Annotated in this window: 16 protein-coding genes; 13 read left to right on the top strand and 3 right to left on the bottom strand. The window is 63.1% G+C overall.

The genetic code is table 11. The annotated features are described in order from the left end of the window. Positions 1-190 precede the first annotated feature (190 nt). From AC3B5Q_RS22705 to AC3B5Q_RS22720, 4 genes are all read left to right on the top strand, one after another. Entirely contained in the window at positions 191-988 is a 798-nt protein-coding gene (locus tag AC3B5Q_RS22705; protein ID WP_010955404.1) for a hydroxymethylpyrimidine/phosphomethylpyrimidine kinase, read from the top strand. Positions 989-1,001: 13 nt separating this feature from the next. Beyond that, positions 1,002-1,625 (top strand): thiamine phosphate synthase, encoded by a 624-nt coding sequence (gene thiE / locus AC3B5Q_RS22710; protein WP_014592524.1) that lies wholly within the window; start codon positions 1,002-1,004, stop codon positions 1,623-1,625. A gap of 16 nt (positions 1,626-1,641) precedes the next feature. Beyond that, positions 1,642-2,925, top strand: a complete 1,284-nt coding sequence (hemL, locus tag AC3B5Q_RS22715) for a glutamate-1-semialdehyde 2,1-aminomutase (RefSeq protein WP_012053798.1) — start codon at positions 1,642-1,644, stop codon at positions 2,923-2,925. Between the two features lie 200 nt (positions 2,926-3,125). Then, positions 3,126-3,671: a tetratricopeptide repeat protein gene (locus AC3B5Q_RS22720; protein WP_028697849.1), complete on the top strand. Its 546-nt coding sequence runs from the start codon at positions 3,126-3,128 to the stop codon at positions 3,669-3,671. Between the two features lie 3 nt (positions 3,672-3,674). On the opposite strand, the gene AC3B5Q_RS22725 is transcribed toward AC3B5Q_RS22720, so the two are convergent. Next, entirely contained in the window at positions 3,675-4,001 is a 327-nt protein-coding gene (locus AC3B5Q_RS22725; RefSeq protein WP_003249769.1) for a DUF1820 family protein, read from the bottom strand. Between the two features lie 232 nt (positions 4,002-4,233). On the opposite strand from AC3B5Q_RS22725, the gene AC3B5Q_RS22730 reads away from it, so the two are divergent. The 4 genes from AC3B5Q_RS22730 to lnt are packed head-to-tail and all read left to right on the top strand — an operon-like array spanning position 4,234 to position 8,089. Beyond that, positions 4,234-5,232, top strand: a complete 999-nt coding sequence (locus AC3B5Q_RS22730) for a PhoH family protein (RefSeq protein ID WP_014592526.1) — start codon at positions 4,234-4,236, stop codon at positions 5,230-5,232. Next, a complete protein-coding gene (ybeY, locus tag AC3B5Q_RS22735) occupies positions 5,225-5,698 on the top strand; it encodes an rRNA maturation RNase YbeY (protein WP_021784384.1) in 474 nt (157 codons plus the stop codon). Before AC3B5Q_RS22730 ends, ybeY begins: the two co-directional genes overlap by 8 nt. Before the next feature lie 25 nt (positions 5,699-5,723). Continuing rightward, on the top strand, positions 5,724-6,563 hold the full coding sequence (locus AC3B5Q_RS22740; RefSeq protein WP_003249762.1) for a CorC family transporter: 840 nt from the start codon (positions 5,724-5,726) through the stop codon (positions 6,561-6,563). A gap of 8 nt (positions 6,564-6,571) precedes the next feature. Next, positions 6,572-8,089, top strand: a complete 1,518-nt coding sequence (gene lnt / locus AC3B5Q_RS22745) for an apolipoprotein N-acyltransferase (protein WP_021784385.1) — start codon at positions 6,572-6,574, stop codon at positions 8,087-8,089. Positions 8,090-8,235: 146 nt separating this feature from the next. On the opposite strand, the gene AC3B5Q_RS22750 is transcribed toward lnt, so the two are convergent. Beyond that, on the bottom strand, positions 8,236-8,997 hold the full coding sequence (locus tag AC3B5Q_RS22750) for a YdcF family protein (protein WP_028697851.1): 762 nt from the start codon (positions 8,995-8,997) through the stop codon (positions 8,236-8,238). 134 nt (positions 8,998-9,131) lie between these two features. After that, on the bottom strand, positions 9,132-9,446 hold the full coding sequence (locus AC3B5Q_RS22755; RefSeq protein WP_021784387.1) for a hypothetical protein: 315 nt from the start codon (positions 9,444-9,446) through the stop codon (positions 9,132-9,134). A 226-nt stretch (positions 9,447-9,672) separates the two neighbouring features. Between AC3B5Q_RS22755 and leuS the strand changes: the two genes are divergently transcribed. The 5 genes from leuS (at position 9,673) to AC3B5Q_RS22780 (ending at position 15,681) form a co-directional block, all read left to right on the top strand. Then, positions 9,673-12,279, top strand: a complete 2,607-nt coding sequence (gene leuS, locus AC3B5Q_RS22760) for a leucine--tRNA ligase (RefSeq protein WP_084850681.1) — start codon at positions 9,673-9,675, stop codon at positions 12,277-12,279. A gap of 61 nt (positions 12,280-12,340) precedes the next feature. Beyond that, positions 12,341-12,946, top strand: coding sequence for an LPS-assembly lipoprotein LptE (locus AC3B5Q_RS22765; RefSeq protein WP_028697853.1), 606 nt, complete (start codon positions 12,341-12,343; stop codon positions 12,944-12,946). Positions 12,947-12,985: 39 nt separating this feature from the next. Next, positions 12,986-14,023, top strand: coding sequence for a DNA polymerase III subunit delta (gene holA, locus AC3B5Q_RS22770; protein ID WP_021784390.1), 1,038 nt, complete (start codon positions 12,986-12,988; stop codon positions 14,021-14,023). Between the two features lie 116 nt (positions 14,024-14,139). Then, entirely contained in the window at positions 14,140-14,304 is a 165-nt protein-coding gene (arfA, locus tag AC3B5Q_RS22775; protein WP_003257578.1) for an alternative ribosome rescue factor ArfA, read from the top strand. A gap of 60 nt (positions 14,305-14,364) precedes the next feature. Next, the gene (locus AC3B5Q_RS22780; RefSeq protein WP_021784391.1) at positions 14,365-15,681 is read left to right on the top strand and encodes a lytic murein transglycosylase; all 1,317 of its coding nucleotides are present in this window, start codon (positions 14,365-14,367) and stop codon (positions 15,679-15,681) included. Positions 15,682-15,687 lie beyond the last annotated feature (6 nt).

The raw sequence follows: 15,687 nt of genomic DNA on the forward strand, positions 1-15,687 counted from the left end.
CCGTTTGTAGAGTTATCCGAGCACTCTAGCATAGCTTCACAACCTGGCAATGGGCCATACAAAAACACAAAGAAAAGGCTCTAAATCAATGCTTTCAATAGAAAAACAAACGACAACCTGACCGATCGATCAGTAAAACTCGTTTGTCGGACGATCCGCCCAAACAGGTTTGGTGGTAAGCTCGCCGACCATGAATACCTACAGCTCCCGCCCCGTTGTCCTCTGTCTCTCCGGCCACGACCCCAGTGGCGGCGCCGGCTTGCAGGCAGATATCGAAGCCCTGATCGCCCAAGGCTGCCACGCTGCACCTGCAGTGACCGCCTTGACCGTGCAGGATACCGTCAACGTTTCCGACTTCCGCGTGCTCGACCGCGAGTGGGTGCTGGCCCAGGCCAACGCCGTGCTGGCCGACTCCACGGTGGCCGCCGTCAAGTTGGGCATGCTCGGCTCGATCGAGATGGTCGACACCGTCGCCGAACTGCTGGCCGCCCACCCCCACCTGCCGCTGGTCTGCGACCCGGTGCTGCGTGCCGGTGGCGGTGGCCGCCTGGGCAAGGACGAAGTGGGCTACGCCCTGCGCGAACGCCTGCTGCCGCTGGCAACCATCGCCACGCCGAACCTGCCGGAAGCACGCATCCTCGCCGAACTGCCCGAAGGCACCGCAGACGAATGTGCCGAGAAACTGTTGCCGTTCTGTAGACACCTGCTGATTACCGGCGGTCACGGCGACGAAGACGAAATCCACAACCGCCTGTACACCCAGGACGGCCAGCACTTCACCTGGACTTGCCAGCGCCTGCCAGGCAGCTACCACGGCTCGGGCTGCACCCTGGCCAGCGCCCTGGCCGGGCGCCTGGCACTCGGCGAGCAGCTGGAAAGCGCCGTGCGCACCGCCCTGGACTACACCTGGCGCACCCTGCGTGACGCCGAGCAACTGGGCAAAGGCCAGTACGTGCCGCGCCGCCTGCCCCTGGACTTCTGCTCCTGATACGAGGCCTTCAATGAAGCTACGCGGTCTGTATGCCATCACCGACAGCCAGCTGCTCGCCGGCCGTTTCCTGTCCCATGTCGAGGCGGCTCTGGAAGGCGGCGTGTGTCTGCTGCAGTACCGCGACAAGAGCGACGATGCAGCGCGCCGCCTGCGTGAAGCGGAAGGGCTGATGAAGCTCTGCGAGCGTTACGGCACCCAGTTGCTGATCAACGACGATGCCGAGCTGGCCGCACGCCTGGGTGTCGGCGTGCACCTGGGCCAGACCGACGGCCCACTGACCCCGGCCCGCGCACTGCTCGGCCGTCAGGCAATCATCGGCTCCACCTGTCACGCCAGCCTCGAACTGGCCACCCAGGCTGCCAGCGAAGGCGCCAGCTACGTGGCCTTTGGCCGCTTTTTCAATTCTGTCACCAAGCCGGGCGCGCCCGCTGCCAATGTCGGCCTGCTTGAGCAGGCCCGCGCCCAGGTGAAACTGCCGATCGCGGTAATCGGCGGCATCACCCTCGACAACGCCGCCCCGCTGGTCGCCCATGGTGCCGACCTGCTGGCGGTGATCCACGGCTTGTTCGGTGCCGACAGCGCGCAGGAAGTCACCCGCCGCGCCCGCGCCTTCAACGCCTTGTTCGCATCCTGATTCGAGAGATACTCCCATGTCCCGTTCCGAAGCCCTGTTCGCCCAAGCCCAGAAGCACATCCCCGGCGGCGTCAACTCGCCAGTCCGCGCTTTCAAGAGCGTTGGCGGCACGCCGCTGTTCTTCAAGCATGCCGAAGGCGCCTATGTCGTTGACGAGGACGACAAACGCTACGTCGACTACGTCGGCTCCTGGGGCCCGATGATCCTCGGCCACGGCCACCCGGACGTGCTGGACTCGGTACGCAAGCAGCTGGAGCACGGCCTGTCCTACGGCGCGCCGACCGCCATGGAAACCGAGATGGCCGACCTGGTCTGCTCGATCGTGCCGTCGATGGAAATGGTGCGCATGGTCAGCTCGGGCACTGAAGCCACCATGAGTGCCATCCGACTGGCCCGTGGCTACACTGGCCGTGATGCCATCATCAAGTTCGAAGGCTGCTACCACGGCCACTCCGACAGCCTGCTGGTAAAAGCCGGCTCCGGCTTGCTGACCCAAGGCGTACCAAGCTCGGCAGGCGTACCAGCGGATTTCGCCAAACACACCCTGACCCTGCCGTTCAACGACATCGCCGCCGTCGAGAAGACCCTGGCCGAAGTTGGCCAGACCGTGGCCTGCATCATCGTGGAGCCCGTGGCCGGCAACATGAACTGCGTACCACCGGCACCGGGCTTCCTCGAGGGCCTGCGTGAGCAATGCGACAAGCATGGCGTGGTGCTGATTTTCGACGAAGTGATGACCGGTTTCCGCGTCTCGCTCGGCGGCGCCCAGGGCCATTACGGCATCACGCCGGACCTGTCGACCTTTGGCAAGATCGTCGGTGGCGGCATGCCGGTCGGCTGCTTCGGCGGCAAGCGTGAAATCATGGGCTGCATCGCCCCGCTCGGCCCGGTCTACCAGGCCGGCACCCTGTCGGGCAATCCGCTGGCCATGGCCGCCGGCCTGACTACCCTCAAGCTGATCAGCCGCCCAGGCTTCCACGCCGAGCTGACCGACTACACCAGCCGCATGCTCGACGGCCTGCAGCAGCGCGCCGATGCCGCTGGTGTGCCATTCGTCACCACCCAGGCCGGTGCCATGTTCGGCCTTTACTTCAGCGGCGCCGACGACATCGTCACCTTCGAAGACGTGATGGCCAGCGATGCCGAGCGCTTCAAGCGCTTCTTCCACCTGATGCTCGACGGTGGCGTGTACCTGGCACCGAGCGCGTTCGAGGCGGGCTTCACCTCCATCGCCCATGGCGACAAGGAGCTGCAGATCACCCTGGATGCTGCTGAAAAAGCCTTTGCTGCATTGAAGTAATTGCCAGCCTGCGCCGGCCTCTGTGGGAGCGGGCTTGCCCCGCGAAGAGGCCGGTACAGGCAATAATTACGCACGCACAATCAGCTGACTTCCCCAACCAAGCAGAAATTCGAGTAAAACTTTGTAAGGTTGGCGCTGCTTATCCCATAATGTGCCACCAGAGACATTGGCCGCAGCTTTGCAGAGGTAAGTCGATCCCCATGAACCGCACCGGCCGCGCCCTGACCCTGGGCTGCCTGTTGCTTCTTCAGCCCCTGCTGGCCCTGGCGGAGGGCGGTAACTCGTTGCTGATTCCGGCGGCGGGCCGCTGCACCTTGAATGTTCAGCCTGAAGACCTGGCAAACGCCCTCAAGGCCTGCGAGCAGACGGCGACTGCGGGGGATGCCCAGGCGCAATTCGAACTGGGCGAGTATTACTACACGCAAACGCCAAAAAACCTGGACAAAGCCCTGGACTGGTTCCAGAAGGCCTCGCTGCAAGGCCATGCCGACGCCCAATACCGCCTGGGTGCCATGTTCTTCCATGGCGAAGGGGTCAAGGCCAACAACGTGCAGGCCTACATCCTGCTGAAGATGGCTGCGGTCAATGGCGCCGAAGATGCGCTGGACATGGCCGACGAAGTGACCGAGCAAATGCCCCGTGACGAACTGGAGCATGCCACCCAGGTGCTCGGCCAGATTTTCCGCAAGTACCTGCTGGAACTGCAGAACGCCGAAGGGCGCACGCCGTTCTCGCCACTTCCCTGAAGGTCACTTTTCCGGCATTGGCATCGGGAACGGCATCACATTGCCGCCACCCTTGGCCTCGCTGATCTTCGCCGTGCCCAGGCGCTCCACCTCATCGATACGCACAATCGAGTGCATTGGCACGAAACTGCGGACCACTCCGTCGAACTGGCTCTTGAGCTTCTCTTCACTCGGGTCCACTACCAGTTGCGAGCGCTCTCCGAACACGAACTCCTCGATCTCCAGAAAACCCCAAAGGTCACTCTGGTAGATCTGCTTGGCGTACATCTCGAAGACCTGGCCCTGGTTCAGGAAGATCACTTTATAGATGGCGGGTTCGCGTTTGCTCATGTTCGGCCAGATAACACATGCGTAAGAAAAGGTGGGCATGATACCTGTTCTGCCGTCTTCGCGGGTGAGCCCGCACCCAAAGGATCTCCACCGGCCTTGCAGGAGCGGGCTCACCCGCGAAGTGGCCAGAACAGCCCGTACATACCGTTGAACGTTTCAGTGCTTTCGCCACTGCCATTCAAGGGTTATTCTTGAGTTCAACTCCATCGCCGTCGAGCGGCTAAAAACGACCTTGAACGCACCCATAGAACCCCATCGTTTCATCCTCGAACCCTTCGAGGCCCACCGTTTCGCCAACTTGTGCGGCCAGTTCGACGAGCACCTGCGCCTGATCGAACAACGCCTGGCCATCGAGATCCGCAACCGCGGCAATCAGTTCGAACTGATCGGCGAACCCAGGACCACCTCTGCTGCCGAACAGCTGCTGCGCCGTCTCTATCGCGAGACCAAGGCCACCGACCTGTCACCGGAAACCGTGCACCTGTACCTGCAGGAGTCGGCTGTCGAAAACATCGACAACCCGGCCGTCAACGAGGTCAGCGTGTCGCTGCGCACGCGCAAGGGCAACATCCGCCCGCGCGGGCTCAACCAGCAGCGCTACGTCAAGGAAATCCTGGCCAACGACATCAATTTCGGCATCGGCCCGGCCGGTACCGGCAAGACCTACCTGGCCGTAGCCTGCGCCGTGGACGCGCTGGAACGCGAACAGGTGCGCCGCATCCTGCTGGTGCGCCCCGCGGTCGAGGCGGGTGAAAAGCTCGGCTTCCTGCCCGGCGACCTGGCACAGAAAATCGACCCGTACCTGCGCCCGCTGTACGACGCCCTGTACGAAATGCTCGGCTTCGAACACGTGGCCAAGCTGATCGAACGCCAGGTGATCGAAATCGCCCCTCTGGCCTACATGCGTGGCCGCACCCTGAACAACAGCTTCATCATCCTCGACGAAAGCCAGAACACCACGCTTGAGCAGATGAAGATGTTCCTGACCCGCATCGGTTTCGGCTCTACCGCGGTGATTACCGGTGACATCACCCAGGTCGACCTGCCCCGTGGCACCAAGTCGGGCCTGGCGCACGTCATCGAGGTGCTGAAGGACGTTCCCGGGATCAGCTTTACCCATTTCCAACCCAAGGATGTGGTTCGTCACCCACTGGTACAGCGTATTGTCGAAGCCTACGACCGCTTCGAAGCCCGCCAGCCCAAGCCCGAGGCGCCCGGCAAAGATGCTTGAACTTGATATCCAACGGGCCACGGATGCTGCCACTCCAGATGATGCCGCCTTTCGCCGCTGGTGCGAATTGGCGCTGCGCCAGCGCAGCGCCGACTCGGAAATGACCATTCGCCTGGTCGACGAAACCGAAGGCCGAGAGCTGAACCACACCTACCGGCACAAGGACTACGCAACCAATGTGTTGTCGTTCCCGGCCGATGTGCCCGATGACCTGCTCGATATCCCGCTGCTGGGCGACCTGGTGATCTGTGTAGCGGTGGTCGAGCGCGAAGCGGCCGAACAAGGCAAATCGCTGGAAGCTCACTGGGCGCACCTGGTCATCCACGGTTGCCTGCACTTGCTCGGCTATGACCACATCGAGGATGAGGAGGCCGAGGAAATGGAAAGCCTGGAACGAGAATTGCTGGCAGAACTGGGTCACCCCGACCCTTATGCCGATGATGAAACCGACCCAATCACACACTGATACACGAAGGATCACGAGAACCGCCATGAGCGAAGATCGATCGAGCAACGGGCAGAAGTCCTGGCTGGGTAAACTGACCCAGGCTTTTGCCCATGAGCCGAAAAACCGCCAGGAGCTGCTTGAGCTGCTGCGCGAAGCCCATCAGAACAAACTGCTGGACAGCGAAGCGCTGACCATCGTCGAAGGCGCCATTCAGGTCGCCGACCTGCAGGTTCGCGACATCATGGTGCCGCGCTCGCAGATGAACAGCATCAAGGCCGGCCAATCGCCCCGCGAGTTCCTGCCGGCGGTGATCGACGCCGCGCACTCGCGTTACCCGGTAATCGGCGAAAGCCACGACGATGTGCTCGGGATCCTGCTCGCCAAAGACTTGCTGCCGTTGATCCTCAAGGAGAACGGTGACAGCTTCAACATCAAGGACTTGCTGCGCCCGGCCACCTTCGTACCCGAGTCCAAGCGCCTGAACGTGTTGCTGCGTGAGTTCCGCGCCAACCACAACCACATGGCCATCGTCATCGACGAATATGGCGGCGTGGCGGGCCTGGTCACCATTGAGGACGTGCTGGAGCAAATCGTCGGCGATATCGAAGACGAGCACGACGTCGAGGAAGACAGCTACATCAAGCCACTGCCCAGCGGTGATTTTCTGGTCAAAGCGCTTACTCCGATCGAGAACTTCAACGAGTTCTTCGACAGCGAGTTCTCCGATGACGAGTTCGACACGGTCGGCGGCCTGGTGATGAGCGCCTTTGGCCACCTGCCCAAGCGCAACGAAACCACCGAGATCGGGTCTTACAAGTTCCGTATTCTCAATGCCGACAGCCGGCGGATACACTTGCTGCGCCTGACTCCGATCACCCGTTAAGGACAAACATGCGTTGGTTCACCCGCCCCGGCTGGCCCGGTAACCTGCTGGCCCTGTCGGCCGGTGCTTCCACCCTCCTGGCCCTGGCGCCGTTCGACTTCTGGCCGTTGGCGGTGTTGTCCATCGCGGTGCTCTACCTTGGCCTGCGCGAGCTCAGCCCGCGCCAGGCCATGTGGCGTGGCTGGTGGTTCGGGTTTGGCCTGTATGGCGCCGGCACCTGGTGGATCTACGTCAGCATGAACACCTACGGCGGCGCCTCGCCGCTGCTGGCAATCGTGTTGTTGTTGGTGTTCTTCGCCGCACTGGCCTGGTTCTTCGCCCTGCCCACCTGGCTGTGGGCGCGCTGGCTACGACGCAACGAAGCACCACTGGCCGACGCCCTGTGTTTCGCCGCCCTCTGGCTCCTGCAAGAGGCCTTCCGCGGCTGGTTCCTGACCGGTTTCCCCTGGCTCTACGCTGGTTATAGCCAACTGGATGGCCCATTGGCCGGCCTTGCACCGCTGGGCGGCGTATGGCTGATTTCCTTCACTCTCGCCCTCACCGCCGCCCTGCTGTGCAACCTGCACCGCCTGCGCACCCGCCCCTCGTTCCTGGCCGTGGCCAGTGTGCTGTTGCTGGCCCCCTGGGTGCTGGGCCTGGCGCTCAAGGGCCATGCCTGGACCATTCCGGCAGGCGAGCCGCTGAAAGTGGCGGCGATCCAGGGCAACGTCGAGCAGGACCTTAAATGGGACCCCGCGCACATCGATGCGCAACTGGCGCTATACCGCGACCTGAGCTTCAGCTCCAGGCCGGTGGACCTGCTGGTGTGGCCGGAAACTGCTGTTCCGGTGCTCAAGGACCAGGCCCAGGGCTACATCGACGTGATGGGCCGCTTCGCCGCCGAGCGGCATTCGGCGCTGATCACGGGGGTGCCGGTGCGTGAAGAAGTGCACCACCAGCGCCGCTACTACAACGGCATCACCGTCACGGGCGAAGGCGATGGTACTTACCTCAAGCAGAAGCTGGTGCCGTTTGGCGAGTATGTACCGCTGCAAGACGTGCTGCGTGGGGCCATCGAGTTCTTCAACCTGCCCATGTCGGACTTCGCCCGCGGCCCGGAAGACCAGCCGCTGCTGCAGGCCAAGGGCTATCAGATTGCACCTTACATCTGCTACGAGGTGGTCTACCCCGAGTTCGCCGCCGGCCTGGCTGCGCGTAGCGACCTGCTGCTGACCATCAGCAACGACACCTGGTTCGGCAAATCCATCGGCCCCTTGCAGCACCTGCAGATGGCGCAGATGCGCGCGCTGGAAGCCGGCCGCTGGATGATCCGCGCCACCAACAACGGCGTGACCGCGCTGATCGACCCCTTTGGCCGCATTACCACGCAGGTTCCACAGTTCCAGCAGGCGGTGCTGTATGGCGAAGTGGTGCCGATGCAGCAGCTGACACCTTACCTGCAATGGCGCTCATGGCCATTGGCGATTGTCTGCACGCTGTTGCTGGGCTGGGCGTTGCTGGCAGGGCGTATTGCAAAAACCGTCTGATTGGCGATACGCGGCCACTGTAGGAGCGGGTTTACCCGCGAATACGGTAGTGGCGGCAACGGTGAACGGCGGGTGGAGATTGGCCGGCAGGGCAGGCCCTTTCGCGGGCAAGCCCGCTCCTACAGGGGATTATGTAAGCCGGTGAATCAGTAAAACACCCGGTACCCCACCAACCCCACCACTTCATTAAGCAGTTGCCCGCTCTGCCACATCGCCCGGCTCTCTGGCAGCAGCCCGCCAAACGGCCGCGCATGATCGCGCCCCAGGAACCCCACCGGCGCCGGCACCACCTCGAACCCCGCCTTTTCAAAACTCCAGCGTGAACGCTGCATGTGCCAGGCCTGGGTCACCAGCACCACCCGACGAATTCCCAAAGGCTGCAGCACCTTGGCCGTCAGCTGGGCATTTTCCCAGGTCGTGCGGCTGGCCTCTTCGCGCCATTTCACCTCGACAGCGAAATCCTCACGCAGGCGATCAGCCATTAGCCTCGCCTCGCTGGGCGGCGTCCCGAAATGCAACCCGCCACTGGTCAGCACTGGCAGGCCCGAGGCCTTGGCCAGACGCGCCGCAAAGCGCATACGCTCCAGCGCCGTGGCCGTGGGCTGGTCTGCGCCGCCCCAGGCCGGATCCCCGCGCTCGCGCCCGGCGCCCAGCACCACAATGGCATCCGCCTGGCTCGCCAGGCGGGCCCAGTCGCTCACGGCCAGCGGCGGCTCACTTTCCAGTACACGGGCGGTTTCCTGCACCACCAGCGGCAGGCTCATCAGCCACAGGCCACCCAATCCTACGGCAAAGCAAAGCGCCGCCAACCGTGGCCGCCGCGTGCGCAGCCACCAGGCCGCAAGCAGCAGCAAGAACAGCAGGCCCGGCGGCATCAGCCATTGTTTGATGAAGAATCGGATCGGCATCGGCCACACCTCCTTGGCAGGTGTGCAGCCTAGAAGGATCGACGCCGGGCAACAAGTGCGTACCGGCGTCGATCGTGAGTTGTGTGATAGTGAAGAACCGGCGCGCGATGGCCTGCACCTGGCGTCCTGAACGGCTAGCGATGCGGCAGCGTCCTGGGTCTCGCCTTGCTGGCGGGGCGTTTCTTGTCCTTGAGCCAGATGATCTTGGCCGACGTCGGCTCCGCTTGTGGGTAACTGCCGACAGCGGCATTGTGGCGCTCCGGGAGGGAGTCCAGGTACGCCTTGATCACTTCAAACTCCGCGTGGCTCAGGCCACGCAACTCAAGCTCAGCTGGCATCTCGTCGCGCAATCGAACCGAGGTCCTGGCCGTTTCCAGTGCCAGGCCAAGCCGGTCGATAAGGCGCTCGTAAAGCTCCGGTCTGATTGCGGGTAGCTGCGTCTCTCCCATCCGTTCACCTCATTGAAGGTAAGAATATCCCCCCCACACCTGAGCTTAGCGTCGCTGCAAAAAGCAGCCGTGTGCCGCGACCAGCGGGCATTCGCAACGAAGGTTTCCCACGATGCTCGGCGCTGCTGTATGCTACGGCGTTCACTCTAAACGACACCGGAGTGCCGGACGCAGCGAGGTTCCGCTGCCTGGAACAAGGTCTCTTCTCTCTCAGCCAAAAGTAGCCATGCACGAACAATACACGCCCCGTGATATCGAAGCCGCCGCCCAGAAGTTCTGGGACGAGCAACAATCGTTCGCTGTGACCGAACAGCCAGGCAAAGACACCTACTATTGCCTATCGATGTTCCCGTACCCGAGCGGCAAGCTACACATGGGCCACGTGCGCAACTACACCATCGGTGACGTGATTGCCCGTTACCAGCGCATGCTGGGCAAGAACGTCCTGCAACCGATGGGCTGGGACGCTTTCGGCATGCCCGCGGAAAACGCGGCGATGAAAAACAACGTCGCCCCGGCCAAGTGGACGTACGAAAACATCGACTACATGAAGACCCAGCTCAAGAGCCTGGGCCTGGCCATCGACTGGGCACGTGAAGTCACCACCTGCAAACCCGATTACTACCGTTGGGAGCAGTGGCTGTTCACCCGCCTGTTCGAGAAAGGCATCATCTACCGCAAGAACGGTACCGTGAACTGGGACCCGGCGGACCAGACCGTTCTGGCCAACGAACAAGTCATCGACGGCCGTGGCTGGCGTTCGGGCGCGCTGATCGAGAAGCGCGAAATCCCGATGTACTACTTCCGCATCACCGATTACGCCGACGAGCTGCTGGAGAGCCTCGACGAGCTGCCGGGCTGGCCTGAGCAGGTCAAGACCATGCAGCGCAACTGGATCGGCAAATCGCGCGGCATGGAAGTACAGTTCCCGTACGACCAGGCCAGCATCGGCCACGAAGGCACCCTCAAGGTCTTCACCACCCGTCCGGACACGCTGATGGGCGCCACCTACGTCGCCGTCGCCGCCGAGCACCCGCTGGCCACCCAGGCCGCGCAGGGCAACCCGGCGCTGCAGGCGTTCATCGATGAGTGCAAGAGCGGCAGCGTTGCCGAAGCCGACATGGCCACCCAGGAGAAGAAGGGCATGGCCACTTCCCTGCTGGTCGAGCACCCGCTCACTGGCGAGAAGCTGCCAGTATGGGTCGCCAACTATGTGCTGATGCACTACGGTGATGGCGCGGTAATGGCCGTGCCGGCCCACGACGAGCGCGACTTCGAATTCGCCCACAAGTACAACCTGCCGGTCAAAGCCGTGGTGCGCACCAGCGCTGGCGACGAAGTCGGCAGCGAGTGGCAGGCCGCCTATGGCGAGCACGGCCAGCTGATCAACTCCGCAGAGTTCGACGGCCTGGACTTTGCTGGCGCCTTCGATGCCATCGAAGCGGCCCTGATCCGCAAGGAACTGGGCAAATCGCGTACCCAGTTCCGCCTGCGCGACTGGGGTATCAGCCGCCAGCGCTACTGGGGCTGCCCGATCCCGATCATCCACTGCCCGTCCTGCGGCGACGTACCGGTGCCGGAAGACCAGCTGCCGGTCACCCTGCCGGAGAACGTGGTGCCGGACGGCGCCGGTTCGCCACTGGCGCGCATGCCTGAATTCTACGAATGCAGCTGCCCGAAATGCGGTGCTGCGGCCAAGCGCGAAACCGACACCATGGACACCTTCGTCGAGTCGTCCTGGTACTTCGCCCGCTATGCCTCGCCAAACTACGACAAAGGCCTGGTCGACCCCAAAGCCGCCAACCACTGGCTGCCGGTAGATCAGTACATCGGTGGTATCGAACACGCGATCCTGCACCTGCTGTACGCGCGTTTCTTCCACAAGCTGATGCGTGACGAAGGCCTGGTCACCTCGAACGAGCCATTCAAGAACCTGCTGACCCAGGGCATGGTGGTCGCAGAGACCTACTACCGCGTTGCCAGCAACGGCGGCAAGGACTGGTTCAACCCGGCCGATGTCGAGATCGAGCGTGATGCCAAAGCCAAGATCATTGGCGCTCGCCTGAAGACCGACGGCCTGCCGGTGGAAATCGGCGGCACCGAGAAAATGTCGAAATCGAAGAACAACGGCGTCGACCCGCAGTCCATGATCGAAGCCTACGGCGCCGACACCTGCCGCCTGTTCATGATGTTCGCCTCGCCGCCCGACATGAGCCTGGAATGGTCCGACTCCGGCGTCGAAGGTGCCAGCCGCTTCCTGCGTCGTGTCTGGCGCCTGGCTCAGGCTCACGTCAGCCAAGGCCTGCCAGGCAAGCTGGATGTTGCCGCCCTGGACGACGCACAAAAAGTCATCCGCCGCGCCATTCACGCTGCCATCAAACAGGCCAGCATCGACGTGGGCCAGTTCCACAAGTTCAATACCGCCATCGCCCAGGTGATGACCGTGATGAACGTACTGGAAAAGGCCCCGCAAGCCACCGAACAGGACCGCGCCCTGCTTCAGGAAGGCCTGGAAGCCGTTACCCTGCTGCTGGCACCGATCACTCCGCACATCTCTCATGAGCTGTGGCAGCAACTGGGCCATGCAGGCTCGGTGATCGATGCCGCCTGGCCAAGCGTCGACGAACAGGCGCTGGTCCAGGACACCATTACTTTGGTGGTTCAGGTCAACGGCAAACTGCGCGGCCAGGTCGAGATGCCTGCCGCTGCCAGCCGCGAAGAAGTCGAAGCCGCTGCCCGCAGCAACGAGAATGTCCTGCGCTTCATCGATGGCCTGACCATCCGCAAGGTCATCGTGGTACCGGGCAAGCTGGTCAACATCGTCGCCAACTGATGAAAACGCCCACCCGCATTGGCTGCGGGTGGGCGGAACAGGCCCCAAAGGGAGCAACAACATGATTAAACGCAATTTGCTGGTAATCGGCCTGGCGGTCATGCTCAGCGCCTGCGGTTTCCAGCTGCGCGGCACCGGCTCCACCGAGCTGAGCGTGAAGGAAATGGACGTCAGCGCGCGCAATGCCTATGGCCCGACCGTGGTCCAGCTGCGTGAAGTACTGGAACGTAGCGGCGTCAACGTGCATGCCGGCGCACCGTATCGCCTGGTGCTGACCAACGAACAGGAGCGCGAGCGCTCGGCTACCTACAGCGGTGGCAACCGTACCGCCGAGTACGAGCTGACTACCAAGCTGGACTACAGCATCCTGGGCCTGAACAACCTGGAGCTGATGAGCGACAAGCTGGAGGTGCGCAAGATCTACCTGCGTGACGGCTCGAACATCACCGGCTCCGAGCAGGAAGCCGACCGCGCACGCGAAGAAATGCGCCGCGACCTGGTCAACGCCATGGTCGTACGCCTGCAAATGCTGTCCCCAGCCCAGCTGGACGAGCTGCAGCGTAAAGCCGACGAGCGCGCCAAAGCCGAAGCTGACGCGCTGGAGGCTGCACGCCGCCAGCAGGCCGAGACGCCTCAGCAATCGCCATTGGAAGTGCCGGGCAACTAAGCCCGTGAGGGGCGCCCTCGGGCGCCCCGCCTGCTCCCCATGAAGCTCGCCCCCGCCCAACTCAACAAGCACCTGCAAGGCGCCCTGGCACCGGTCTACGTGGTCAGCGGCGACGACCCGCTGCTGTGCCAGGAAGCCGCCGACGCCATCCGCAATACCGCGCGTCAGCAAGGCTTCGATGAACGCCAGGTATTCAGTGCCGACGCCAACTTCGACTGGGGCACCCTGCTCCAGGCCGGCGCAAGCCTGTCGCTGTTCGCCCAGCGCCGCCTGCTGGAACTGCGCCTGCCCTCGGGCAAGCCCGGTGACAAGGGTGCCGCTGCACTGATGGAATACTGTGCCAACCCCGCCGAAGACACGCTGTTGCTGATCAGCCTGCCCAAGCTCGACAGCAGTGCGCAGAAGACCAAGTGGGGCAAGGCATTGATCGAAGGCGCCCATTGCCAGTTCATCCAGATCTGGCCGGTGGATGTGCATCAGCTTCCTCAGTGGATCAACCAGCGCCTGCAACAGGCCGGCCTGTCAGCCCAGCGTGATGCCATCGACCTGATTGCCGCGCGCGTTGAAGGCAACCTGCTGGCAGCTGCGCAGGAAATCGAAAAGCTCAAGTTGCTGGCCGAAGGCAGCCAGATCACCGTGGAAACCGTGCAGGCTGCCGTCGCCGACAGCGCCCGCTTCGATGTCTTCGGCCTGGTCGACGCCATTCTCAACGGCGAGGCTGCGCATGCCCTGCGCATGCTCGAAGGCTTGCGCGGTGAAGGTGTGGAGCCGCCCGTCATCCTCTGGGCCTTGGCCCGTGAGCTGCGCCAACTGGCGGGGCTGGCCCAGCAGTTCAGCCAAGGCGTGCCATTGGACAAAGCGTTCAGCCAGGCCCGCCCGCCCATCTGGGACAAACGCCGACCGCTGGTCAGCAAGGCCCTGCAGCGCCTCTCGGCGCAGCGCTGGGCGCAATTGCTGCAGGATGCCCAGCGTATCGATGCGCAGATCAAAGGGCAGGCAGAAGGTTCGCCCTGGATTGGCCTGGCGCGGCTGTCGCTGCTGATGGCCGGCCAGCGCCTGACTCTTCCTCCCGAGTAACCCCCCACCACAGGGCTGCAAGGCCCAGGTTCTCGACCATAAACACAATCAATTGGCTCCCCGGCAGCCCAAGCCCTACAGTGCGCCCCGAAACCCACCCAACCCGGGATACCGCCATGAGCAAAAAGCCGAAAAAGCACGGCCCCAACAAGGCCAAGTCCATCATCGCCCAGCCACTGTTCCGCTGCCGCCAGGAACAACCGAACAAGGGCAAAGGCAGCTACCGCCGCGAAGCCTTCCAATCGAGAGATTGGGAGGCTTCCTACTTTTTGGCTGCATGAAAGCATCGCAAGCGCAGGCATGATATGGTCGTCACCTGACCTGCAACTCTGGATCTGTGCATGCTCTTCCGTATTATCCCCCGCTGGGAAACCCGCCAGCTGATCGCGGCCTCCAGCTTCATCCTGCTCGTGGCCTGTGCGGAAAAGCCCACCGCCGCCGACGCGCTGCCGCTGGCCCCTGCCCAACCCAATCCAGTGGTGACCGTGCCCGGCGCAATGCCCGACGTCAGCACTGAAATCCAGCCTCTGCAAACCTTCGCCCAATGGCAAGCGGGCTTCCGCGAGCAGGCCCTGCAAGCCGGCATTTCGCCGAGCACCTTCGACCGCGCCTTCCTCGGTGTCACCCCTGACCTGGACGTGATCAAGGCAGATCGCAGCCAGCCGGAGTTCACCCGCCCGGTGTGGGAGTACCTCGAAGGCGCCCTGTCGCCCCTGCGCGTGCGCAACGGCAAGAAGCTGCTGGTGCAGAACGCTGAGTTGCTGACTCGCCTCGAGCAACAATATGGCGTGGACCGCCAGGTGCTGGTCGCGGTGTGGGGCATGGAAAGCAACTTCGGCCAGTTCCAGGGCAGCAAGTCGGTGATCCGCTCGCTAGCCACTTTGGCCTATGAGGGCCGCCGCCCACAGTTTGCCCAGGACCAGCTGATTGCCGCGCTGCAGATCATCCAGCATGGTGACATCCAGCCTGAAGCCATGCGGGGCTCGTGGGCCGGCGCCATGGGCCAGACCCAGTTCATCCCGACCACCTACAACACCCATGCCGTGGACTTCGACGGCGATGGCCGACGCGACATCTGGAACAGCACACCAGACGCCCTGGCCTCAACAGCGCACTACCTGCAGAGTTCGGGCTGGAAACGCGGCCAACCGTGGGGCTTCGAGGTACAGGTGCCGGCTGGTTTCGACTTCTGGCAGGCCGATGGCGCACAGCGCAAACCGGTGAGTGAATGGCTGGCGATGGGCGTGAAACTGCCAGCAGGCACTCGCCTGCCGGCAGGTAGCAACCAGCTGTCTGCCGCCCTGCTGCTGCCGGCCGGTGCTCGCGGCCCGGCGTTCCTGGTGCTGGACAACTTCCGCGCCATCCTCAAGTACAACAACTCGTCGTCCTATGCCTTGGCGGTGAGCCTGCTCGGGGATCGCTTCAGCGGCTGGGGCTTCATTGCCGGCAGCTGGCCGAAAGACGATATGCCGCTCAGTCGCAGCGAGCGCATGGAGCTGCAGCACTTGTTGAACAGCCGCGGGCATGATGCGGGTAATGCCGATGGCATTATCGGGGCCAATACCCGCAAGGCGATCCGCAATGCCCAGCAAGGGCTTGGATGGCCGGCGGATGGGTACCCGACCCATAAGCTGCTTGAGAACCTGCGCCAGCAGTAAGCATTT

Source organism: Pseudomonas sp. D5(2026), assembly GCF_057766845.1.